This window comes from Chloroflexus sp. (genome assembly GCF_034432675.1).
In the GTDB taxonomy this organism is placed as follows: Bacteria; Chloroflexota; Chloroflexia; order Chloroflexales; family Chloroflexaceae; genus Chloroflexus.
In genome coordinates this window covers 1-23,238 of the sequence record NZ_DAOUBI010000041.1, presented here as the reverse complement: position 1 = coordinate 23,238, position 23,238 = coordinate 1, and the positions used below count along the sequence as shown (strand labels likewise).

At 54.0% G+C, this 23,238-nt stretch carries 18 protein-coding genes; 4 read left to right on the top strand and 14 right to left on the bottom strand.

Annotated features, from left to right (window positions below):
• Window positions 1–13 precede the first annotated feature (13 nt).
• The 3 genes from VAE55_RS03455 to VAE55_RS03445 all read left to right on the top strand — a co-directional run bounded on the left by VAE55_RS03455 (window position 14) and on the right by VAE55_RS03445 (window position 3,339).
• Entirely contained in the window at window positions 14–1,141 is a 1,128-nt protein-coding gene (locus VAE55_RS03455; protein ID WP_322814419.1) for a pseudouridine synthase, read from the top strand.
• A 117-nt stretch (window positions 1,142–1,258) separates the two neighbouring features.
• The gene (locus VAE55_RS03450; RefSeq protein WP_322814418.1) at window positions 1,259–1,747 is read left to right on the top strand and encodes a plastocyanin/azurin family copper-binding protein; all 489 of its coding nucleotides are present in this window, start codon (window positions 1,259–1,261) and stop codon (window positions 1,745–1,747) included.
• Between the two features lie 659 nt (window positions 1,748–2,406).
• The gene (locus tag VAE55_RS03445; protein WP_322814417.1) at window positions 2,407–3,339 is read left to right on the top strand and encodes a sortase; all 933 of its coding nucleotides are present in this window, start codon (window positions 2,407–2,409) and stop codon (window positions 3,337–3,339) included.
• On the opposite strand, the gene VAE55_RS03440 is transcribed toward VAE55_RS03445, so the two are convergent.
• The 11 genes from VAE55_RS03440 to VAE55_RS03390 form a co-directional block, all read right to left on the bottom strand.
• Window positions 3,336–3,551, bottom strand: a complete 216-nt coding sequence (locus tag VAE55_RS03440) for a helix-turn-helix domain-containing protein (protein WP_322814416.1) — start codon at window positions 3,549–3,551, stop codon at window positions 3,336–3,338. The two genes, VAE55_RS03445 and VAE55_RS03440, sit on opposite strands and share 4 nt — an antisense overlap.
• A 45-nt stretch (window positions 3,552–3,596) precedes the next feature.
• Window positions 3,597–3,818 carry a hypothetical protein gene (locus VAE55_RS03435; RefSeq protein ID WP_322814415.1) on the bottom strand — a complete coding sequence of 74 codons (222 nt, stop codon included), beginning with the start codon at window positions 3,816–3,818 and terminating at the stop codon, window positions 3,597–3,599.
• 17 nt (window positions 3,819–3,835) lie between these two features.
• Window positions 3,836–4,663: a methyltransferase domain-containing protein gene (locus VAE55_RS03430; RefSeq protein WP_322814414.1), complete on the bottom strand. Its 828-nt coding sequence runs from the start codon at window positions 4,661–4,663 to the stop codon at window positions 3,836–3,838.
• Window positions 4,664–4,723: 60 nt separating this feature from the next.
• Window positions 4,724–5,365, bottom strand: a complete 642-nt coding sequence (locus tag VAE55_RS03425) for a phosphatase PAP2 family protein (protein ID WP_322814413.1) — start codon at window positions 5,363–5,365, stop codon at window positions 4,724–4,726.
• A gap of 11 nt (window positions 5,366–5,376) precedes the next feature.
• Window positions 5,377–6,531 (bottom strand): glycosyltransferase family 1 protein, encoded by a 1,155-nt coding sequence (locus VAE55_RS03420; RefSeq protein ID WP_322814412.1) that lies wholly within the window; start codon window positions 6,529–6,531, stop codon window positions 5,377–5,379.
• 2 nt (window positions 6,532–6,533) lie between these two features.
• Window positions 6,534–7,589 (bottom strand): lysylphosphatidylglycerol synthase transmembrane domain-containing protein, encoded by a 1,056-nt coding sequence (locus VAE55_RS03415; RefSeq protein ID WP_322814411.1) that lies wholly within the window; start codon window positions 7,587–7,589, stop codon window positions 6,534–6,536.
• 88 nt (window positions 7,590–7,677) lie between these two features.
• Window positions 7,678–8,640, bottom strand: a complete 963-nt coding sequence (locus VAE55_RS03410) for an NAD-dependent epimerase/dehydratase family protein (protein ID WP_322814410.1) — start codon at window positions 8,638–8,640, stop codon at window positions 7,678–7,680.
• On the bottom strand, window positions 8,637–10,109 hold the full coding sequence (locus tag VAE55_RS03405; protein ID WP_322814409.1) for an O-antigen ligase family protein: 1,473 nt from the start codon (window positions 10,107–10,109) through the stop codon (window positions 8,637–8,639). Before VAE55_RS03405 ends, VAE55_RS03410 begins: the two co-directional genes overlap by 4 nt.
• Window positions 10,109–11,533: a sugar transferase gene (locus VAE55_RS03400; protein WP_322814408.1), complete on the bottom strand. Its 1,425-nt coding sequence runs from the start codon at window positions 11,531–11,533 to the stop codon at window positions 10,109–10,111. The genes VAE55_RS03405 and VAE55_RS03400 overlap by 1 nt, the downstream gene beginning before the upstream one ends.
• A gap of 445 nt (window positions 11,534–11,978) precedes the next feature.
• The gene (gltB, locus tag VAE55_RS03395; RefSeq protein ID WP_322814407.1) at window positions 11,979–16,580 is read right to left on the bottom strand and encodes a glutamate synthase large subunit; all 4,602 of its coding nucleotides are present in this window, start codon (window positions 16,578–16,580) and stop codon (window positions 11,979–11,981) included.
• Window positions 16,581–17,240: 660 nt separating this feature from the next.
• Window positions 17,241–18,110: a J domain-containing protein gene (locus tag VAE55_RS03390; protein WP_322814406.1), complete on the bottom strand. Its 870-nt coding sequence runs from the start codon at window positions 18,108–18,110 to the stop codon at window positions 17,241–17,243.
• Between the two features lie 374 nt (window positions 18,111–18,484).
• Between VAE55_RS03390 and VAE55_RS03385 the strand changes: the two genes are divergently transcribed.
• Window positions 18,485–20,284 (top strand): 5'-nucleotidase C-terminal domain-containing protein, encoded by a 1,800-nt coding sequence (locus VAE55_RS03385; RefSeq protein WP_322814405.1) that lies wholly within the window; start codon window positions 18,485–18,487, stop codon window positions 20,282–20,284.
• Window positions 20,285–20,427: 143 nt separating this feature from the next.
• On the opposite strand, the gene VAE55_RS03380 is transcribed toward VAE55_RS03385, so the two are convergent.
• The 3 genes from VAE55_RS03380 to VAE55_RS03370 form a co-directional block, all read right to left on the bottom strand.
• On the bottom strand, window positions 20,428–21,168 hold the full coding sequence (locus VAE55_RS03380; protein ID WP_322814404.1) for a beta-ketoacyl-ACP reductase: 741 nt from the start codon (window positions 21,166–21,168) through the stop codon (window positions 20,428–20,430).
• A 162-nt stretch (window positions 21,169–21,330) separates the two neighbouring features.
• On the bottom strand, window positions 21,331–22,437 hold the full coding sequence (locus VAE55_RS03375; RefSeq protein WP_322814403.1) for a PHA/PHB synthase family protein: 1,107 nt from the start codon (window positions 22,435–22,437) through the stop codon (window positions 21,331–21,333).
• Window positions 22,438–22,449: 12 nt separating this feature from the next.
• Window positions 22,450–22,929 carry a hypothetical protein gene (locus VAE55_RS03370; RefSeq protein ID WP_322814402.1) on the bottom strand — a complete coding sequence of 160 codons (480 nt, stop codon included), beginning with the start codon at window positions 22,927–22,929 and terminating at the stop codon, window positions 22,450–22,452.
• Between the last annotated feature and the right edge of the window lie 309 nt (window positions 22,930–23,238).

Genomic DNA, 23,238 nt, shown 5'->3' with positions numbered 1-23,238 from the left:
AGAAAGGTTGTCTGTGAGTCCTGAACGTCTACAAAAAGTATTGGCCAGCGCTGGTATCGCATCTCGACGTGACTGCGAAGCCTTGATTGCTGCCGGGCGCGTGATGGTGAATGGTCGGGTCGTTGTTGTGCCGGGGACACGGGTTGATCTCGATCACGATGAAGTGTTGGTTGATGGTCAACCGTTACAGATGCCGACTAAACGCACCTATATTATGCTGCATAAACCGGCAGGAGTCGTTTCAACCGCAGAAGATACGCATGGTCGTCTAACCGTGCTTGATCTGGTAAATGTACCAGCACGGGTGTTTCCGGTTGGACGTCTTGATATGGATAGCGAGGGTCTGATTCTCCTTACCGATGATGGTGAGCTGGCCTATGCACTGACCCATCCCAGCTTTGAAGTTGAGAAAGAGTACCGGGTGCTGTTTGATCGAGCATTGTCATCGGAAGCGCTGCGTAGCTGGCGTAACGGGGTTTTGCTCGAGGGTGAAATGACCGCACCGGCCTGGGTTGAGTTGATTGGTACTGCCCCAGAAGGCGTATGGGCAAGGATCGTCCTCCGCGAAGGGCGGAAGCGCCAGATTCGAGCGGTTGCAAAGCTGCTTGGGTATGAGGTGCGTCGATTGATCCGCGTGCGTGAAGGTGATCTGGTGCTCGGTGATTTGCCACCACGGGCCTGGCGGTATCTGACTGATGAGGAGGTAGCTGCATTACGTGCTCACATTACGAGACGCCGCCCTTCGGTCGAGCAATCGCCAGGTATGGCTCCATTATCGGTACGTGATCGTGATGACGAGCGATCATCCAATCGCACGCCCGATGTTCGATCACGTGGGGAACGTGGCGAGCGGGGGCGGGAGTTCGAGCGTGAACCACGGGCGCGGCGCGAGAGCGGCGAGCGGGGGCGGGAGTTCGAGCGTGAACCACGGGCGCGGCGCGAGAGCGGCGAGCGGGGGCGGGAGTTTGAGCGAGAACCACGGGCACGCAGTGAGGAACGCGCTCGTTCAACGCCGTCTCGCAGTGGGCCAAAAAGTAGACCACCATCAGCACGATCTTCGCAACAGCAGCGCTCTAGCGGAGGGGAACATCAGCGGCCTAACGAACGTTCAGGCCGTAACAAAGAGAAAGATCAGGAATAACTTCAATGCGTATAAATTCTAAAAGAGCGGTGCTGATCAGCTTGACAATGGTTAAGATAGTGGTATAAATGTTGGTGTGTATGCTTGTGATAGATGCCACAAGGAAGGAAGCAACCGATGAAGATTACATTGCGCATGATGGTCCTGGCCGTATTAACGGCGATGGCAATGGTGCTGGCTGCCTGCGGCGGTGGCGGGAGTAGCGGTGGCTCTACCGGTGGTGGTTCCGGTAGCGGTCCGGTAACGATTGAAATTGGCTCAAAGGGTGAAGAGCTTGCCTTTGACAAAACAGAGTTGACAGTTTCTGCCGGTCAAACTGTAACCATTCGCTTTAAGAATAACTCGGCTGTTCAGCAGCACAACTGGATTCTGGTCAAGGGTGGTGAGGCCGAGGCTGCCGCGATTGCTAACGCCGGTCTGAGCGCCGGCCCGGCGGCCAACTATTTGCCGGCTGACAAGAGCAACATCATTGCCGAGTCGCCGCTGGCTAACGGTAATGAGACGGTAGAGGTCACCTTCACTGCCCCGGCTGCCGGTACGTACCTTTACATTTGTACGGTGCCCGGTCACTATCCACTGATGCAGGGTAAGCTGGTCGTTAACTAAAAACACGGTTTCGCTGAAACACCGGAATCCAGGGCATGACTACATGCCCTGGTTTTCTATTGTTGGCGAATTCAAACGGAACGCTATACAATTCTTATACCTCACTCTTCAATCTTCACGCCGTTCTTCTGATACCAACCTTTGCTCAACAATATCCGTCGTTCAGGTGTGCCAACGGCAAGTCGGTGAGTTATCGTCGGGATGCAATAGGGTCACGGCATGCATCTAGATACGGGCGTTGGACAACGCCGTCTGGGAGAGTTGTCGCCGGCATGGCAGTAGGGACCCTACCGGCGTCAGCCGCATACAATCACGTGCTAAATGGGATATTGTGTACGCTCCGTACAAACGTGTTGCATGGTTTAGCGTGCAGCAGCCAAACTTCTACAACCGCCGTGCTCATCCACACCATCCTGTCGCCTATGCTCGCCTGCCTGCCACCGGCAGATTGTATTATCCAGCCAAGCCAAGATAAACTTTGTATAAAATAATCTTTCTTTCTCTCTCCTCTCCCTTCTACCTCCTATCTCCTACCTCCTAATCCCCCAAATCCATACTCACAACCCACATCCCACATCAGCGATCATACGTATATCAATCAGGACACATAGGGACGTGATATACTGAACACAAGAGTTGTGATATGAGGGTTAGCCATCATGTTTCATCGCATCCCGTTTCTAAACCAACGGATTGGTAACTTTGTAAGCTGGCATCGTATTCCGCCACCGCGCCGTAAGCTCTGGCTGCTCGGCACGGTCTTGATGTTTGTTGGCGCCGGCTTGTTAATCTATGTCTTGTTTACCACGCTACAGATAGAATATTATCGATGGGCGGCTCGCGGTGACTCGCCCCTACCTGCGCCACAGTTGACCACCAGTGGCTTCCGTCCGGCTGATGCACGCCCGTTGCCGCTCTTGACTGATGATACAGTGACTGCCCCTGCACCGACTGCCGTCGGTGGCATGATTAATCCAACGGCTGTTGCGAATGGTGTTCAGGCGGTGGTGCCACATTCAACCGGCGCCTTTGCCGGTGTGGACATCGGCTTGCTGATTTCTGAACCACCTGCACCGGTGCAAACCGATTGGGTAGCGACGGTTGAACGGCTGGTTATTCCGAAGATTAACGTTGACTCGAAAGTTATCGAGGTGGGTTGGGAGACGATTGAGGAAAATGGCCAGTTGATTTCGGTCTGGCAGGTTGCCGAATTCGCTGTCGGTCAACATCGCGGCTCGGCCAATCCCGGTGATGGCGACAACATTGTACTGGCGGGTCACGTTGGCGGCTATGGTCGGGTCTTCAAAGACCTCTTTTATCTCCAACCCGGTGATGAAGTGATTGTGTACAGTCGTGGTCAGCCCTATCGCTATATCGTTCATGAGCGCATTATCGTTGATGAAGAGGGCGTACCCGCCGAGCAGCGGTTGGCGAATGCGCGCTACATTGCTCCCACCGGCTATGAAGTGGTGACGATGGTAACGTGTTGGCCACCAAGTGGGCCGAACAAGTTCAAGCAGCGGGTGATTATACGGGCATTACCGGTAACGCCAGACGATGATGATACGCCTGCTCCTGGCAGCCATCCTTAATCGTGGTGTACTTCGTTGATTTGAGTTGTCTCAAGCATCTGCAGAATACTGGCTCCGCGGATGAAAACCCGTCGTAGCCCTGTAGGTCGGCTGGCGGCCAGTTGCCCGCTACTGATCAGGCGTTTGACCGTGCTCAGGCTCACACCGAGCAGACGGGCAACCTCTTCACGAGAGTAGACTGCATCAGGGTTGATTCCTTCACGGCGCGCCATAAGATATTCCTTTGCAGGTAATAACTCTTCGGAAGTGTGTGCGTTTCAGGGCTTTTGGGCAATGATCGTCAGGCTACCACCAATGTGTCGATAATATTGATCCATCCAATCCTGTGGTGGCACGAGGGTAGTGTCAGGTAATTGCTGTAAACGGCTTAGGAGAACCCGTATGGTTTGCCATAAAGCAGGTGTTCGTTTATGACGCAACATTGCAATCTGATCAGCCGTAAGTAATGATAGCCGGTAATTTGCTGCCCATTGTTGCATATCCTCGATAGAGGCACCTAGAGTTCGTGATTGAATAAGGCTAGTTCTTGTAATCCTGCATGCCGGAGTGCGTGACGGTAGTCGTCGAGTTTAGGCCGCGATTCGTGAATGTTGTAAGCTGTTTCCTGAGCAATATCTGGTGCATACTGCTCGGGTGTAACGTGATCGGCGATACAAGGTTCATGAATGGCAATCAGCTTACCACGTCTGCGCAAAATACGTGCTGCTTCGCTCAGCAATGTTTCCAAACTGGTTGAGTGATGGAGAGCGGCGGAGGCGAAAACAATGTCAAAGCTCTCATTGGCAAGGGGTAGTCTCTGGCTACTAGCAATCAGAAGATCGTATTGCACATTTGCGTGTTGCATAAGTGCAAGTGATCGTCCCAGTCCAATTTGATCATCATCATTGATCTCAACCGCTACTGCGTAACAACCACGTATCGCAAATTGTTTCGCTGCCCAGCCCCTTCCCGCACCAATGTCAACAACCATAGCACCAGGGTGAGGTCTTACAATATTGAGCACGATGTCAAACGCACGTGCGATGTCAATCCAGGGTGGAATTGGCACATACGGCAGGCGAAAATCAATATCAATCCCTGTCTGATCATAGCAACCAGCATCCTTTGCCATCTGCACCCAGCCGGCTGCTTCTGCTGCAAGTTGCTTCCATTCCTCATTTTCTACATACAGGTATGCAATACCTTTTGTTATCGCATATATATGCTGGCACTGAGTACAGAGCAACTGACCTTGTTCAATCCAGTTAGCGACTATTGCCTTTGATAGGGACAACCGTGATCGACACTGCGGGCATCGAAGGTAGTGCAGTAAGTTTTGACGCATCGTAACACTCGTAAACGCAATAGAGACAAGACTTGTATTACTTGTTATGTCGTAAAAGCTCTAGATCAACCCAAACAACCGATATACGACCAGAACACACACCACCGCCAGACTTATCCCGGCAATGACTTGCATCAGGGTGTGGTTACGGGTGCGCAGACGGGCCCAACCCAATACGGCGGCGGCGATCCAGCAGATGCTGCCAAGCGCGGGTAGATAGATGCTAGCCAGGGTTGCACACGAGCCAATGCTGGCGGAATGAATGCTGATTTTCCAGAACAGGTTGATGAAAAATGAGATTAGGTTCATGACTAACACAGACACAAGCATGGCGAGTAGTGGCAATGGTGCATTGAGTAACCAGAGTAGGAGTGTGCCAATAGTGACATTAAGCATCCCAAACAGGTATAGTTCATTGCGCTGGCTTCGGATAGAAATGTCATCATCACTGTATGCACCCTGGTGGAGGCGAATGTTGAAGAAGATTGTTGGTGGGACAACGTGGATTAGTGTACAAACCAACGCCCACCATAAGCCCTGTATGCGGTTTTCACTGCTGAGCACACCGACGATGAAAATGCTGACGATACCAAGCGGTACTGGATGCAGTATCTGTGAAATACGGCGGGCAATCGCATACCCGCGGCCTGGTAATGCCCCTCGACGCAGTGCTTCGGCTGTTAGATCATTCGGTGGCATCATCTTCACAACCCTCAGTGAGCTGTAGTTGTAGCTACAAGCTCACGATACATAGCGACAAGCTCCTGACCGGTCCGTTCCCAGCGAAATGCGGCTGCCTGCTGTGGGCCGGACATTCGTAGCAAAGCCGGATTACTCAGTGCAATACGAATGCCGTCAGCAATGTCCTCCGGCTCTAGCGGATCAACAAATATCGCGGCTGTTCCGGCGACTTCCGGCAGGCTGGACACTTTTGTAGTGACCACCGGCGTACCACAGGCGAGTGCTTCGAGTACCGGAAAGCCAAACCCTTCGTATAACGATGGGTAGACGAAGGCTTCAGCTAGATTATACAATGCCGGCAAATCTTCGTCAGTAACAAAATCCAGAAAACGAACCCGTTCGCTCAGGTGATACTGTTCGACCGCCGTGAAGATGTCATCGTATAGCCATCCTTTTCGTCCGGCTAGTAGCAGGTGCAGATCGGGATACTCGTTCTGGAGTAACGCAAAGGCTTGCAGTAGGCGAACCAGATTCTTACGTGGTTCGAGGGTTCCGACAAAGAGCAAAAATCGTGCAGGCAGATGAAGTCGTTCACGTACACTCACGACTGCGTCGCCAGCTAATGGTCGAAACCGTTCATCGACTGCCGGATAGAGCAGGCGAACCCGTTGCCGGGGGATGCCGTAGAGGCGACCAAGATCACCGGCAGTGGCCTTTGAGTCGACAATGATCAGGTTGGCGCGTTGTAATGAACGTGGCACAGCCATACTCAAATAGCGACGGAGGTTCGGTTCGGCACAGGCCGGCTCAACCAGAAAGGTGAGGTCGTGAATTGTGAGCAATGTGTGCGCTTTCGTTGGGGGCAGAACGAAATCGGGTGCGTGTACAATATCCAATGGGCCAGTAAACCACTCAACCCGTAACGGTAATCGCAATCGCTGCCAGAGGATGGTGAGCAGACGAGGACTGATTGATAGTGGTCGTAGGGTGATATTGCGATATGTGGCTGCTAGATTGTGGGCATAGCGGGTAAAAGGGCTTTGTGCATCCAGGCCATCAGCAGCATAGAAGAGTTGAAAATCGAGGTCAGGGCCGGCCTGCACAGCAGCCCGTATCAGCTCGCGCGTGTAACGGCCAATACCAGCACCCTGCCAGATTCCTGCTGTGTAATCAACACCGATTCGCATAGTTATTTTCGCCGACTGAACAGGTAGAGAATGAAGCCAAACCCAACGATGCTCCAGAAATTGATCAGTCGGTCAAGCAACGTCACTGCGCTCCCCAGGCTGCTTGCAATCCCGAAAAAGGTCAGGACAACGGTGATGGTTCCTTCAACAACCCCAAGCCCTGCCGGTGTCACCGGCAATGCGGTTAGTAACGATGACGCCAGGGCTACAAAGATGATGGCTGCCAGCGTTAAGTTGAGACCCGTATGGCTGAGAGACTGGATCACGAACCACAGCCGAAACCCTTCGAGCAACCAGATTGAACCGGTAAGGAGAAATAACCGTGGCAAGATCACCGGTGTAAACGATCTCAACGCTGATTGTTCAAAATTGCCGTAGACGCGATGCAGACGGTTGGGAATGAACCAGCGGATTTGCGGGCCAAGCCAGCGCATGCTGATTAATCCGCTGATGATGACGACGACCAGCAAGCCGCCGAAACCAAAGACAATTTGGGTGCCTTCTGGCATCTGGGCACCAAATGTAAGATAACCGGAGATCACCAGTAAACCGAACAGGCCGATCATATCGAGGAGGCGTTCGGCAAAAATCGTACCAAACGTTGCCGAGAACGAGACATTCCCATTATGCTTGAGCAAATACCCGCGATAGGCATCACCGAGTTTGGCCGGTACGATGCAGTTGGCAAACCACGAGAGGTAGATATATTCGATCAGCGCCGAAAATGATGCCCATGAGTGCTTCCCTGCCTGTACCGGCACCCCGGCATTGATCAGGAGCATGCGCCAGCGGAACGCACGGAGCGGGAAGGTTAAATAAAAGACAATGAGTCCAGCAACGAGCAACCACGGATCGGCTGACCGCATATATTGCCATGTCGTTGCTAGATCGATATCGAGGCCACGCACTACAAAGACAATGATCGCTATTGCAAGCCCAAACGAGATCAGCGTGCGGGGCTGGCGCAATCGTTGGTCGAGCGAAAATGTGCCACGCTCATCGCTGGGGATGTCTTCTTTGTCAACTGATGAATTGACCGGTATTTGCTGATCGCTCATAACCTGATATACCTTCCCGCCCCTGGTAGTTTATTCGCATGACTTCTGCTCTTATCGTACCTGGCAGATAGCATATTCGCAACCTGAATTAGCGTTGCGGCTGATGTTCGTCACAATACCATGCCCAGAAGCGGGCCAATCCTTCTTCAATGGCTACACGTGGTGCGAAATCGAGCATCTGACCGGCTTTGGTCGTATCTGCATAGGTGATCGGTGGCTCTGTGGCCGGTAATGGCTTGATCTCGATCTGGGCCGGGTAGCCGGTAATCTGTTCCAGGAGGTTGACAAAGCGACGCAGCTCGACCGGCTGCGAATGACCGAGATTGAAGATTTCGTAGGCATGCGGTCGATCAAGGGCGTTAATCAGCCCGCTGACAATATCGTCAATATAGGTGTAATCGCGGAACAGATTTTCGCCACCGTTGAAGAGGGTAATCGGCTGGCCACGTACCATCCGTTCCACGAACAGGTATGGTGTCATATCGGGCCGCCCACGTGGGCCGTAGACGGTAAAGAAGCGCACCACACTGGTGGGAATGCCGTACAGGCTGTGAAAGGTATATGCCAGAACTTCAACCGCCTTTTTGGTCGCTGCATAAGGTGATAAAGGCCGGTCAGTGTTATCTTCTTCACGGAATGGCACCCGGTTTGTCTTCCCATATACCGATGAGGTAGATGCCAGAACCAGATTTTCTACGCCGCTACGCCGGGCATAATCGAGAATTACCAGGCTACCACCAACATTGACGGCTTCATAGAGCTGCGGATTGGCAATCGATGGGCGTGGGCCGGGCATCGCAGCCAGGTGGGCAACGAAACGTGGACGGTAGCGAGTGAAAATGTGTGCTACCGTATCGGGATCACGAATATCGCCCTCTATCAATGTAAACCCCGGCTGTTGCATCGCCTGCGCGAGGTTGCGCCGTTTACGTTCTGGATTGTAATAATCAACAAAATTGTCAAAACCGATTACCTGTTCGCCCCGTGCCAGCAGACGATCCACCAGATGACTACCAATAAAACCGGCTGCACCGGTAACAAGATAGGTCATAACTCCTCTTTACGCTCAGCGCCAATGGTTGCCAGCATGGCAATAATGACGCCAAATTGAACACCCATGTTCAAGACGTGCAGATTTTCAAATAGATTGTGTCCGTTGAGTGCGCCTGCTACACCGATACCACCGAGCGTTATGCCGCGGATCATCCAGGTTTGCGCTTGGCGTAACGCCCTGATCGCACAATACCAGATGCTGCCGAGAAAAACCAGATACGCACTCAGGCCAATCAGACCACTCTCCGCAGTAATGTGCAGGTAGTAGTTGTGTGCATGACCACGAGAATCATACCATGGCTTGATCCAGGTTGGGCTTTGCCCACTGTAGACCAGTCGTTCGTAGGCGATGCTAAAATTACCGGGACCGACACCGAGGAGAGGTTGCTCCTGAACCATATGCCATGCTGCCTGAAGATGCGCCATCCGCTCCACAACCGCAAAGTTTTCAGGGGTAATCTCAACATTACGGGTGTCGAATGGGCGCAGGTTGGCGATGATAGATACCACCCGATTGCTCAGCGTAGTTGGCAACAGTCCACTGTTGATCAACAAAAGACTACTCAAACCAACAAGGAGGACAGCTATCCCAACACGGATCAGCATGGTGCGCCCGTACCGCCCGCCAAAGGCAATGCCCATTGCCAATGCGCCGATTAATGCGCCAATCCAGCCACCACGGGAGAAGCTTGCCAGCAGCCCTCCCAGTAGACTGCCGGTCGCTACCAGCAGGATATTGAACAGCATCCAGAACCGAATGTGGTGCTGACGGGTTTCTATCAGCGCTATCAGCATCCCAACGGCGAGTGACCAGGACTGATTCAGATAGCCGGCAAAGGAATTCGGTTGCCCAATCGTGCTGTATGCCCGCACCCGTCCACCGCCAATTGCAAAGCTCTCAGGCCCGATACCATTGACAAATTGCGTCACGCCAATCAGGGCAGTGATGGCCGGAGCCACCAGTAAACACGTGACTAATACGGTTCGACGCCATGCAGCACGCGACCGATCCTGCAATACCCACACGGTAGCGATGTAGATCAGCAGCACCGTTCCCCAGCGGAGGGTCTCTTTTAAGCCTTCAGTGCGACTCAGCGGGGTTGCAGCAGCAGCGAGGGCAAGACACCAGACCAGGACAGCGAGAGCGAGGCCAGGTGCTGTTAGCTTTGGCCAGGGTTGATGGAGACGTACCATGAGGCTCAGCACAACCAGGATGAAACAAGCCTGGGTCAGGCTCAAGCCTCCGGGTAAGATGACCAGTTGCTGAAACGGTACCGAGAGCACGGCCAGCGCGACCGGCCAGACCGGATCGCAGAAGGTTAGGCAAAGGGCTGCGAGGCCAAGCAACCAGCTCACCGCTACGAGAGGTGGGGTGAATCCCAGAATGCAACCGGTGATGGCTGCGCCAATCAGCCACATCCACAGGCGATGCTCACGGTAGATGGTGATGTGAGCAGGAAATTGCATTACCACGCACCGCGACCGGATAACACAGCCGGAATAACCATCATCAAAATACGGAGATCAAGGCTCACTGACCAGTTTTCGGCATAATAAATGTCAAGCCGAACCTGCTCATCAAATGAGATCTCGCTTCGCCCAAGGGCCTGTGGGAGACAGGCCAGTCCTGGAAGTACTTCTAGCCGGCGTCGATGCCATGGTTCATAACGCGCCACCTCTTCTGGTAACGCTGGTCGTGGCCCGATCAGGCTCATATCACCGCGTAGCACATTGAACAATTGCGGTAGTTCATCGAGGCTGGTGCGGCGCAACCAGCGACCAACTCGCGTCACACGTGGATCGGCGCGCATCTTAAACAGGGGTCCATCAGCTTCGTTATGGGCCAGTAGTTCCTGACGACGCTGCTCGGCATTCGGTACCATCGTGCGGAATTTGTAGCAGGTAAACAGATGGCCATGCTTGCCCACCCGTTGCTGACGAAAAATGATTGGACGCCCTGAGTCGAGCCAGATCAACCCCGCAATGATAATTGCGAGCGGCAGAGTAAGTGGTAAACTGAGCAGAACCATCGTCAAATCAAAGATGCGTTTCAGGGCAAGATTCAAACCATGGAGTTGAATCTCTTTCGGTTGGAGGAGTGGAACGCCACTCAAATGCATAATATCAACCCGGTCAAAGTTGAGTTGATAGATGTCGGGTGCAATCTGATACTCGATACCCAGGGCATGGCAACGAGCAGCTAGTTCCGGGAGACGGTCATATTCCCAAAACGGCAGAGCAATAATGACGTGCTGAATCCGGTGTTGTGTCATGACTTCTTCAAAATCGTCAAGATTGCCGAGGTGTTGAAAAACGCGGGCCCGGTTGCCGGTAATGATTGGCTCGTTACTCAGGTAGCCGACCAGGGTATAGCCGACACCTGGCGAAGCCGTGAGCGATTGCATTACCAGTTGGCCCAGGCCGGTGCCGCCTACCACCAGTACACGCTCGCGACCGAGACCACGTGTCCAGAACCAGTGGCGAATGCCGATCAGCAACAAACGCCAGCTAAGCAGGAGTGCGATAATTGTAACGACAGCGAATGCAAAGATCAGACGCGAGTAGAAAAATGGCCGATACAGAAAGACTACTACCATCAGGAGTGCGATCGTGGTGATCACACTTCCTGTAATGGCAGTGGCTTCGTCCATCATGGTTATTCGGCGACTGGGCCGATAAAATCCTCGCCCGATAAACCGCAAGCCTAACAAGACTTGCAGTATCATGACAATTGGCAGGAAGGCACGAAAAGGTACCAGATTTTCTGTTGCTACTTCAGCAACAATCCGATCAAGAGGTGATGGCCAGCTTACCTGATAGCGCAGCAGATATGCCAGCGCAAAGCCGCTGAAGATGAGCAACTGATCAATAAGAAACAATCCGACATTCATCCAACGCCGTTGATGCTGGATGCGCTGGTGAGAGGTGGATAGTGAGCTGTCAGATACTGGCGGATATTCAATCATGCGAACATCTAGCTGTCTGCTTGCGTAAGCTGACAACGGTGTACCTGATTAGTGCAACTATTTACGATGAGGTAACGTCTTGATGATAAGCAGAGGTGTCTCCCGGTTGCTCTGAATAACCAGCAATAGATTGGCGATGTTCGACATAGAGCATAATGCCCGGTGAAGCTGCGATTAGAAGCATGAGTGCAATCAGGCTTATCCAGAGCATACGCAACGTTTCCCCTTGTACAAATCGATATGCCTGCAATCATTACTGCGCATCATGACGTAGCGCCTTATCTTACCACAACCTGCTCGTTGTGTAAGCTGATAAAAAGATGATAGACGGGACCGTTTGTGTCCCGTCTATCGGTATCTTAGCAGGCTCTTATGCTGCACGGGCAGCGGTTGGCTCTTCAGTCCCTTCCGCAGCGGCCTCAATCTGCGCTACGACATCGCGCGGTTTGACAGTCAGGAAGACAGTGCGATAATAGTCCCAACGGGCCAGAATCTCACTCCCTCGTGGACTCTTCGTCAATACGACATGGCGGCGAATGAGATCGCGCAGTCGCTTTTCATCTCGCTCGCTGAGGGGACGTAGCTCAACCAGTTGCGGATTGTAGCGTTGCGCAAACGTTCCGGCTTCGTCAAGAACATACGCAACACCACCGGTCATGCCGGCACCGAAATTACGGCCGGTTGGTCCAAGGACAACAACCACCCCACCGGTCATATACTCGCATCCGTGATCGCCAACTCCCTCAACGACGGCTGTTGCACCGGAATTTCGCACGGCAAAGCGCTCACCGACTCGACCGGCCACGTAGAGTTCACCGCCAGTGGCACCGTACAGGATGGTGTTTCCGGCAATGACATTCTCGTGCCAGACGTACTGTGCTTGCGGTGATGGCGCGATGGTGATGAGACCACCGGCCATTCCTTTCCCTACATAGTCGTTGGCATCACCAATGAGGTGGAGGGTCACACCAGGTGCATTGAACGCACCAAAGCTCTGGCCGGCGTGACCGTGGAAAGTGATGGTGATGGTGTCTGGTGGTAAACCTTTATCACCGTACAGTTGCCCAATCGCTCCTGACAGGCGAGCGCCAACCGAGCGATCACAGTTGTTGATCTGGTAATGCAGACGGACGGGACCGTCGGCGGCAAGTGCGTTGGCGGCATCAACCATGATGTGGTCATTCAGGCTCTCTTCAGCAGGAAGGGCATTGGGTTTACCGCCATGGCGGATCGGTCCTTGCCCGACCAGCGTTGCCGCGCCGAGTACCGGTGTCATATCGAGCAGATCGGCTGTTTCGTGATCGGTATGACGCTGACGTAATAGGTCGGTGCGCCCAACAGCCTCTTCAATCGAGCGCAGCCCAAGACTCGCCAGAATTTCGCGTACTTCCTGGGCCAGATACCGGAAGAAGGCCATTACCATTTCGGGCTTGCCGGGAAATCTTGCCCGCAAATCGCTCCGTTGAGTAGCAATACCGACCGGACAGGTGTTGTTATGACAGGCCCGTGCCATAATACACCCCTCGGCGACCAGGGCAGCCGTGCCGAACGAGAATTCATCAGCACCGAGTAAGGCTGCCATAACCACGTCCCGACCTGTCTTTAGCCCACCATCAGCGCGAAGGCGTACTCGCTCCCGTAGGCCGTTGAGAATGAGTGTCTGTTGGGTTTCGGCTAAGCCCAATTCCCACGGTACACCGGCATTCTTGATACTGCTCAGCGGCGACGCACCGGTTCCACCGGCATGACCACTGATCAGAATGATGTCAGCATACCCCTTGACCACTCCGGCGGCGATGGTTCCCACCCCGGCTGTTGCCACGAGCTTCACGGAAACCCGTGCATTCGGGTTCACCTGCTTGAGGTCATAGATCAACTGGGCCAGGTCTTCAATGCTGTAAATGTCGTGGTGTGGCGGCGGGCTGATCAGTGCTACACCGGGCACCGTATGGCGAATCCGGGCAATCTCCTCGTTCACCTTGTGGCCGGGCAACTGACCGCCTTCGCCGGGCTTGGCTCCCTGCGCCATCTTGATTTGCAATTCACTGGCGCTGGCCAGGTAGGCAGGGGTCACGCCAAAACGACCTGATGCCACCTGCTTAATGCGGGAATTGCGTTCGTCGTGGTAACGTTCCGGTGCTTCACCACCTTCCCCGCTATTCGCCATTGCCCCCAGCCGATTCATGGCGATTGATAAGGTTTCGTGAGCTTCTGAGCTGGTTGAGCCGTGGCTCATCGCCGCAGTCGAAAACCGCTTGACAATCGACTCAATTGGTTCAACTTCATCAATCGGCACGGGCGGCCCAGCCGGTACGAACTCCAGCAGATCACGCGGTTCAACCGGCGGTCGGTTATTGACCAGCTCGGCATAAGCCCGGTAGGTGGCGTAGCCTTCGCTGCTGAGTGATGGCCCGGTGCTATCGCCGTTGAGGGCGTGCGGGTTGCGTACAGCTTTGTGCAGGGCATGCACCACTGCCGGGCTGAAAGCATGATATTCACCGTCTTTCTTGAATTTGTAGAACCCGGGGTGCGGCAGGGTCACGCGACCGGTCTGGAAGGCACGGGCATGGCGAGCAGCCAGATCGCGGGCAATCCGGCTAAACGAAAGCCCGCCCACGCGCGAAGGTGTACCGGTAAAACAGCGCTCGACCACTTCGTTAGCCAATCCAACCGCCTCAAAAATCTGGGCACCACAGTAACTGTCGAGGGTCGAAATACCCATCTTCGACATAATCTTCAGCAGACCCTTTTTCAGGGCATGGATGTAGTGGTGCTCAGCCTCATCCGCGAGCGTAAACGCTCGTGGATCACTCGCATCCCGCTCGACCCCGTGTTCGGCGCGCTGGCGCACGGCATCACGCTCAAGCGCAATACGGCGAACACTGATCAGGGCCAGATATGGGTTGATCGCCTCGGCGCCGTAACCGATCAATGCCGCTATGTGGTGGACTTCACGGGCTTCGCCGGTTTCCACCAGCAGACTGACCCGCGAGCGCAAGCCGGTGCGGATGAGGTGATGGTGGACGGCGCCGGTTGCCAGCAGGATGGGTAGGGCAGCATGGTCAGCATCAACGCCACGATCGCTGAGAATAACAATTGCCGCCCCTTGCTCAACCGCGGTTGCTGCTTCGGTGCAGATCCGGTCGAGTGCCTGCAACAGGCTCTTAGCCGAGATGTGATTGGCCGGGAAGAGCAAACTGATTGTCACCGAACTGAGCAATGGATCAGGGTAAGTGCGGATTGCCTGCAACTGGGCATCGGTCAGGATGGGCGACGTAAGTTGAAGCAGATGGGCGTGTTCTGGTGTTTCAAGCAGGATCGAGCGGCGGCGACCGATGCCTACACTCAACGACATCACCAGCTCTTCGCGTAGCGGATCAATGGGTGGGTTGGTGACCTCGGCAAAGCGCTGCTTGAAGAAGTGGAAGAGCGGACGGCCTAATTCCCATTGTGAGAGTGGTGGAATTGGCGTATCGTCTCCCATAGATCCAATCGGTTCGTGCCCGGTCATGCCCATTGGTTTGAGAATGACATTCAGTTCTTCCGATGTATAGCCGAACGCCATCTGAAGTGGTTGCCAATCAGTTTCCGTGTCAGCAGGCAGAGTGGGTAAGTTCGCCGGAAGATAACACAAATGCTCGTTGAGCCATTCAGCGTAAGGCCGACGTGCCGCTAACAGCGCCTTTACCTCACTGTTGGTGTAAATCTGACCCTGAGCGGTATCGACAGCCAGCATCTGACCGGGGCCGAGTTTGCCTTTACAGACAATGCGGGTTTCAGCAATCGGTACCGCGCCAACTTCCGATCCCGACACGACCAGGCCATCATCAGTCACGATATAGCGTGCTGGACGCAGCCCGTTGCGGTCGAGCGCAGTCCCAACAATGGTGCCATCAGAGAACGCCAGGGCTGCCGGGCCATCCCAGGGTTCCATCAGACAGGAGTGATACTGATAAAACGCACGCAGGGCAGGATCGATGTCGGGTATCTTTTCCCAGGCTTCCGGTACCAGCATCGCTGCCGCATGGCGAATATCGCGTCCGGCCATCACCAGCAGCTCCAGCGTATTGTCGAGCATTGCCGAGTCAGAACCGCTCTCATCAATAACCGGGAGCAGGTTACGCATCGGCGGGGCGCCACCGGGCAGAAAGTCGTCTGGGAGCGTAATCGCCTGTTCGCGGGCGCGCATCCAGTTTACATTACCCTGCAACGTATTAATTTCACCGTTGTGCGACAGCATGCGGAACGGTTGCGCCCGTTCCCAGGTTGGGAAGGTATTGGTGCTGTAACGCTGGTGGTAGACAGCGATAGCTGTGGTAAAGTCAGGATCGCGCAGATCGAGATAAAAATCGGCCAGGTGTGAACCTAACAGCAAGCCCTTGTAGACAACGGTGCGCGACGAAAACGAGGGTACGTATGCCGGTAAACCGGCATCGCGGAAGCTCCGCTCCATCGTCTTGCGGGCCAGGAACAGAGTACGCTCGAATGTCCGGTCGTCCATACCTTGCGGACGACCAACGATCACCTGGCGAATAGCCGGCATCGCGCACCGTGCCCGTTCACCCAGCATGTCGGGATCAACCGGCACCTCACGCCAACACAGCAATGGTAACCGGTGGGTCGTCAGAGCTGCTTCAACCAGCGTGCAAGCCGTCGCGTACTGATCGGGATCGGTAGGCAGAAAAAGCATCGCCAGCGCGAGATCGGTATCGGCTATCGCAATACCCTTAGCCGCCAGTTCCCGGCGCAACAGCCGGCGGGGAAGCTGGGTGAGCACTCCGGCGCCATCACCAGTACGTGCATCATCGGCTACGGCACCGCGATGTTCAAGGCGACCCAGGGCCGTCAGGGCCAGCTCAAGAATATAGTGACTATCCCGACCATTAACACGAGCGACAAAACCGATCCCGCATGCATCGTGCTCGAAGCGTGGATCGTACAGTCGGGCAGGGTCTCGCGCGGGAAGATACATTGCTCGTTCCTTGCTGTTACAAATACAACGGATACCAGGTAATGAAAGATAACAAAAACGCGCTCACCACTCCTCTCCAGCGAGGTAAGGGCCGAGCGCGCTCTCGTTCTTTAAATCAGTAAAGTATTACGTATCTACCGTATTGCAACGGCGATGCGTAATGGCTACCAAGCCAATCTTAATTATTTTGATAAACTATGATGATAAAGTAAGGAAGTATTCTCAACAAGTCACACTACTTCTTTGAGTGTGAGTGTTGTACCACTCGGTACGATTATACATCGCTGTTATTGTGGATTATTACCAGATACTATACAGCATATTGGGCAAGTATGTCAAGCGATTTTGTGCGAAAGTACCAAATGGAAACCGTGTCTATGCTGATCATGGAGGCATAACGATTATCACTGAATGGCAGAGGTTTTGGTTAGCAGCGTTTCATCAATGCGTGCCAGACAGCGTGATCGAGACGGTGTCACCCGCCGCAACCGCACCATACCCGATCACGAGCGCAACGACACGTTATGGTGACCCGGCACGAAGAGAAGTGTTGGTGAGCGCCCTGTATGCAGGTTAGAGCCTGAACGTGACACGTGGGATTCGGTGCGGGAATGGGTGTCGCCGTGAATTACGTGCTACCCAGATAGACAAACCTCTTTCCTATCTCCTATCTCCTTCCGTCAGTTGTTGCAATTCCTCCACCAGCTTACGTGCCTGTGGCGAAAGGTTAGTCGGTAAAACTGCACTGACGGTAACATAGAGATCGCCATACTGGTGGCTGTGCATCAGCGGCATCCCCTGACCAGCAATACGAAACACCCGTCCGTTCTGGGTTTGCGATGGAATATTCAGGGTCAGGGTTTTGCCTGACAGCAGTGGAATCTGGGTTTGTCCACCCAGCAACAGGGTGTACATACTCACCGGGATAGTCGTGTGCAGGTCATTTCCCTTACGTTCAAAGCGCTCGTGCGGTTTGACGGTCACGACCAGGTAGATATCACCACGCCGACCACCATTGAGACCAGGCGCACCTTCCCCAGGCACGCGCACCCGTTTGCCGGTATCGATGCCGGCGGGAATCTTTACGGTGATCGTGCGTGGTGTACCATTCGGGTTTGAAAACTGAACTGTACGTTGGGTACCGTTATACGCTTCCTCAAGCGTCAGCTCAACCGGTTGTTCAATATCTTGCCCATCGAGACGTACATTGAACCCACTACCGGCTGTGCGGCGCTGACCAAAGAGTGTCTCAAATAAATCAGCAAAATCCTGACTACCGTAATCAAAACCACCAAACCCGGTTTGTTCATAACGGCGAAATTCACTGCCGAAGCGGTCATATTTCGCACGTTGCTCTTTGTCGGATAGTACCTGATAGGCTTCGTTGATCTCTTTGAAGCGTGCTTCGGCTTGTGGATTGCCCGGATTGACGTCAGGGTGGTACTTACGCGCCAGACGGCGGTACGCCTGCTTAATCTCCTCATCACTGGCGGTTCGGCTTACCCCCAGTACCTGATAATAGTCCTTCATAGATGTGCCTCGTACCGTGATACAGAAGAGCAGCATACCGGGCTTGGGCTGCTGAGGGCTTACATTTGATTGTAGAGAGGCTTTGCACACTCGTCAAGACAACCTGTGTTAGATATGTGTATATTCGGCAAGACAGGTATGAACCGGTAAGCGCTGTTAAAAACAGATTAAGCGCATTAGAAAGAGAAAAATTGTCTCTCTATCACTTGCCAAAATGACACATCTACGGTACTATGCGCATGCCCACTTCGGTTTAACGTCGGTTTGCACCTTGCGGTTTGCGTGTCTTGGGAAGATCGGCCTGGCTATCGGTTATCACCTGGTGGTCAGGGCTGATTCTGGTTGTTCGTGACTTGAAACGGAGAGCATGTCCTATGGAAAAGATCTCGCGTCGGCGGTTTCTCAAGGGGACGGTCGCTCTGGGAGCTGGTGCATTGCTGTCGATCTATAGCGACGGCAGCTTTCGGTTGGCATTAGCGCAGGAGAATCCGGTCTTTCGTATGCGGGTGTTGCATACCAATGACCACCATGCCCGTATCGAACCGGTATTCAGCGGGAATAACCCGGTTCACGGCGGTGTCTCACGTCGTAAAGCACTGATTGACAAGATTCGCCGGGAAACAGCACTACCAACCTTGCTGGTTGATGCCGGTGACGTTTTTCAGGGAACACTGTACTTCAATCAGTACAATGGGATGGCCGACCTCGAATTCTACAATGCCATGGGCTACGAGGCTATGGCCATTGGCAACCACGAGTTTGATAAGGGGCCACAGGCACTGGTCGATTTCATCACCCGGGCCAACTTTCCGGTATTGAGCGCCAATATCAGCGTTGCCGCCGGTAATCCGCTGGCCGGTCTGATCAAGCCACGCACCATTATTGAAAAAGATGGCAGGAAGATTGGTATCTTCAGCCTGACCCCGGAAGATACCGGTGTGCTCTCAAATGCCGGGCCGGGTGTCAGCTTTACGTCGGCGATTGAAGCCGCCCGCCAACAGGTGGCTGCCTTGAAAGCCGAAGGGGTGTTTACCATCATTGCCCTGACCCACGTGGGAATTAACGTTGATCGCCAGATTGCTCGTGAAGTCGGGGGGATGAGCATGATTATCGGCGGTCACTCCCATACACCGATGGCACCGATGAACAATGTTAAGACACCGCCGTACCCCGAACTGATTGCCGGTCCCGATGGGAAGCCAGTGGTTGTGGTGACCGATTGGGAGTGGGGGCGCTGGTTGGGTGATATAACAGTTGCCTTCAACGCTTCCGGTACCGTGATCGATCTGCAGGGTAACCCGACCGAAATCGTGCCATCACTCACCGCCGATCAGGGTTTCGAGAACCGGATCGCCGTCTTCCGTGGTCCAATCGAGCAACTGCGGGCACGCGTGGTCGGCTCTACAGCGGTTGAGCTTGATGGTAGTCGGACGAATGTGCGTTCGCGTGAAACCAATCTGGGGAATTTGATCGCCGATGCGATGCTGGCTAAAGCACGCAATTCGGGTGCTACGATTGCGATTATGAATGGTGGTGGTATCCGTGCCTCGATCCCAACCGGCCCGGTCACCGTTGGTCAAATCCTAGAAGTGTTGCCATTCGGTAACACTCTGGCGCTGGTCACCCTGACCGGTGCGCAGGTGATAGAGGCGTTGAATAATGGTGTGAGCCAGGTGGAGAGTGGTGCCGGTCGCTTCCCGCAGGTTGCCGGCATTCGCTTCACTTACGATCCTTCTCTCCCGGCAAGTGGCCGGGTTACCAGCGTAACAGTAGGTGGCTCGCCGATTGATCCAGGTGCCGACTATATCGTGGTGACTAATAACTTTTTGTTGGCAGGCGGTGATGGCTACAGCGTCTTTACCCGTGGGCGCAACCAGGTAGACACTGGCTTTATCCTGGCCGATGTGGTAGAGGAGTATATTGCGGCGAACTCACCGCTTAATCCGACAGTCGATGGCCGGATTGTAGTTGGCGCTGCACCGGTAACCACCCCAGCGCAGCCGACTACACCGACCCCGGCGACGTTACCCAACACCGGTGGTGCACTGGCACCGCTGGCGTGGCTGGCCGGATTGGGTGCAGCCGCGCTGGCCGGTGGTGCGGCCTTGCAGCGCTCCGCCGCTGAAAGCCACGAAAAGGAAGCGGCTGACGCAGACGTAGAGACAGTTCACTAAAGTGGTTTGGTTCGTAACAACGGCAGAGGGGCGCGAGTCGCGCCCTCTGCTCTTCCACGCCTGGTGTCGGCTGGAATCCGATACAACCAGGCTATGGTACTGACGGTAAGCCAGTACCACTTCTGTTCGGCTCGTGACTACGCTTAAAGTGTGAGACCTCCATCAACCGGTAATACCTCACCGGTGATAAAGCTCGACTCATCAGATGCAAGGAAAAGATAGGCGTAGGCCATATCCTCGGCGGTACCTAACCGACGTAGCGGTGTACGGCCTTTGAATTCCTCGAGTACCTTTTCCGGTACGTGTGCAATCATCTCGGTTTGGGTGAAGCCAGGCGCAACTGCATTGACGCGGATGCCACTCGGCCCAAATTCGCGGGCCCAGGTCTTGGTCATTCCAATTACGCCGGCTTTGGTAGCGACATAATTGGTCTGACCGAAATTACCTTCAAACGCCACGATGGAAGCTGCATTGATAATGGAGCCACCACCCTGCTCGATCATAATCGGAGCCACGTATTTGGTGCAGAGCCAGACGCCTTTCAAGTTGACATTAATCACGGCATCAAATTGCTCTTCAGTCATCTTGATCATCCGGGCATCGCGGGTAATGCCGGCATTGTTCACCAATACATCAATTCTACCGGCCCACTCAACAACTGCTTTTACCGCAGCTTCCACCGAGGATGCTTGGCCCACGTTCATGAAAAACGCTTTGGCTTCTCCGTCAGCGTCGACAATTGCCTGTGCTGTTGCCCGGGCTGCTTCCTCATTAATATCGGCAACGGCAACTTTGGCACCGTGCTGACCAAATAACAGGGCGGTTGCCCGTCCAATTCCCTGACCAGCACCGGTAATCAGGGCTACTTTGCCACTGAGACGCATTGTTTTCTCCTTTTCAGTAAGCAACCACGCCGAAAATGGCACAAAAGACTAAACCGGTGAAAAGACCGGCAAGCATGAAAGCTTGACAGCACAAAACGGTACATCGTCAGCATTACTGATGACGATGTCAACCGCTGTGCGTATCAACGAAATGAGGGGATGTCAGGTGCTACGCTCGCTCAACCAGGCTTCCATCAGTGGCCAGGCACGTTTGCTGGCACCACTGCCGACCATAATACCGATATGACCACCTTTCAATTCGATCAATTTCTTATCTTTGCTTCCGACCCGATCCATGATTGAGCGTGATTGACAATTGGGCACGATGTGATCTTTATCGGCAATCACATTCAAGAGATTAGCCCTGATATTTGCTACATCAACCACACGCCCTTCCATCATGAGCTTGTTCTCCATCAAGCGGTTTTCGCGGAAAAATTCCACGACCCACTGACGGAATGCTGCACCCGGAAAGTCGACGTTATCCGTCACCCATGTGTTCATCGCCAGCCATGCCTCGACGACTGCTGGGTTGTCGAGGTTATCCCATAGCTTGAGGTAGGTACCGATGTAGTTCTCGACCGGCTTGAGCATCTTGTTGCCGTATTCGATCACGGTTGCCGGTACATTGCCAAATTGGCGAACCAGTTCATCAACGTTGTAATACTCGGTATTGAGCCAACGACTGAAGGTACTTCCCTCTTTGTCGCTGAAATCGAGCGGTGCGGTAAGCAGGATCAAATTGCGCAGGCCGTCATCGGGGCGCATCGCAGCGTAAATTGTGACAATCGTGGCCCCGATACACCATCCGAGCATCGAGAACTCACGCTTGCCGCTGTGCCGTTGCATCGCCCGGATTGCCCGTGGCAGGAACTTCAGCGAATAATCTTCAAAATCGTAATGGGCATCTTCCAATCCTGGACGACCCCAATCGAGCAGATAGACTTCATAGCCGTGCTGGAGCAGGTATTCTACGAAGCTATTGCCGGGGCGCAGATCGAAGATATACGGTCGATTGATCAAAGCGAAGACGAGCAAGATCGGTACCGGTTTGCGCTGCTCCGGTGGTACTTGCGGATAGTAATGGTAAAGACGCATCTTGTTCAACGCCCAGATCTGCTCTTTAGGCGTCTGACCGACAGCAACCCGAATACGATTGGTAGCGATGCGAGCAGCCATATCACTGCTCTTCGTTGTGCGCTCGATCTCTTTCAGCAACTGCTCGGTCATCCGCTCAAGATCGATTGGCGCAGCATCAGAACTGGTCATGATCAAATACTCCTACTCTTTGTCTTCAGTCGTTGCCTTGCGGCTACGACCGGAGGGACGGACGGCGGTAAGAGCGGTCAGTTGTGCCTCAATACCCCGCAGGCGTTCATCAATCACGCCAACGTCAACTGCGGTGGGTGTTTGCGCAACTGCCAGCTTGCGCACCAGGTCAGTCAATTCATCGAGTTGAGCCTGCATGTCGTCGAGCCGAAATTCGATGTTTGTTAATCGTTCGGCCAGGGTCACTACCTCATTACGGGAGGGAAGCTGAGCCTGAGCCAGATAGCGCTCCATATACTGTTGAACGGCCTGCTGTACCGGCCCTGAGATAGCTAGAAGCGCATCGAGTTGGGCGCCAATTGCCTGCGAGAACGTTTCGGTATTGACTATCGAGGTCAGGCTTTTTGCCCATGCTTCTAGGCTGGCGTCGCGCCAGGCGCGCCAGCTCCCGATGGGATCATTCGGATCAAAGCCATTTGGCGGCTGAGTCATTGCCAATCTCCTTGTAATGACACGCCATAAAGGCGCGTTGAGATGCGCGGTTCTGCTTGTAGGGTAGTGGATGTAGTTACAGGATGGTTACATGCAGTATACACTTCTCGGGGCGGGGTGTGGTAAAGCTCTGTCCACGCAGGGTTGAGGAGCTGTAGAGTGAGTAGAACCTGTTTCAAAAAACATCTACTATGAAGGAAGGTATCTCATTGTGACCAGCCGGGTCAACGACGTTACACGCACCAGATCGTGAGCACGGCTGGCGCGGCAGCATGGCTGCCGCACTCCAAACGACGCCACACGCGGATG

Coding starts and splice junctions, on each gene's coding strand:
- VAE55_RS03385 (WP_322814405.1), top strand. CDS start 18,485: ATGGAAAAGATCTCGCGTCGGCGGTTTCTCAAGGGGACGGTCGCTCTG.
- VAE55_RS03380 (WP_322814404.1), bottom strand. CDS start 21,168: ATGCGTCTCAGTGGCAAAGTAGCCCTGATTACCGGTGCTGGTCAGGGA.
- VAE55_RS03375 (WP_322814403.1), bottom strand. CDS start 22,437: ATGACCAGTTCTGATGCTGCGCCAATCGATCTTGAGCGGATGACCGAG.
- VAE55_RS03405 (WP_322814409.1), bottom strand. CDS start 10,109: ATGCAATTTCCTGCTCACATCACCATCTACCGTGAGCATCGCCTGTGG.
- VAE55_RS03415 (WP_322814411.1), bottom strand. CDS start 7,589: ATGAGCGATCAGCAAATACCGGTCAATTCATCAGTTGACAAAGAAGAC.
- VAE55_RS03435 (WP_322814415.1), bottom strand. CDS start 3,818: ATGCAACAATGGGCAGCAAATTACCGGCTATCATTACTTACGGCTGAT.
- gltB (WP_322814407.1), bottom strand. CDS start 16,580: ATGTATCTTCCCGCGCGAGACCCTGCCCGACTGTACGATCCACGCTTC.
- VAE55_RS03430 (WP_322814414.1), bottom strand. CDS start 4,663: ATGCGTCAAAACTTACTGCACTACCTTCGATGCCCGCAGTGTCGATCA.
- VAE55_RS03400 (WP_322814408.1), bottom strand. CDS start 11,533: ATGAATGTCGGATTGTTTCTTATTGATCAGTTGCTCATCTTCAGCGGC.
- VAE55_RS03410 (WP_322814410.1), bottom strand. CDS start 8,640: ATGACCTATCTTGTTACCGGTGCAGCCGGTTTTATTGGTAGTCATCTG.
- VAE55_RS03425 (WP_322814413.1), bottom strand. CDS start 5,365: ATGATGCCACCGAATGATCTAACAGCCGAAGCACTGCGTCGAGGGGCA.
- VAE55_RS03370 (WP_322814402.1), bottom strand. CDS start 22,929: ATGACTCAGCCGCCAAATGGCTTTGATCCGAATGATCCCATCGGGAGC.
- VAE55_RS03390 (WP_322814406.1), bottom strand. CDS start 18,110: ATGAAGGACTATTATCAGGTACTGGGGGTAAGCCGAACCGCCAGTGAT.
- VAE55_RS03450 (WP_322814418.1), top strand. CDS start 1,259: ATGAAGATTACATTGCGCATGATGGTCCTGGCCGTATTAACGGCGATG.
- VAE55_RS03440 (WP_322814416.1), bottom strand. CDS start 3,551: ATGGCGCGCCGTGAAGGAATCAACCCTGATGCAGTCTACTCTCGTGAA.
- VAE55_RS03420 (WP_322814412.1), bottom strand. CDS start 6,531: ATGCGAATCGGTGTTGATTACACAGCAGGAATCTGGCAGGGTGCTGGT.
- VAE55_RS03445 (WP_322814417.1), top strand. CDS start 2,407: ATGTTTCATCGCATCCCGTTTCTAAACCAACGGATTGGTAACTTTGTA.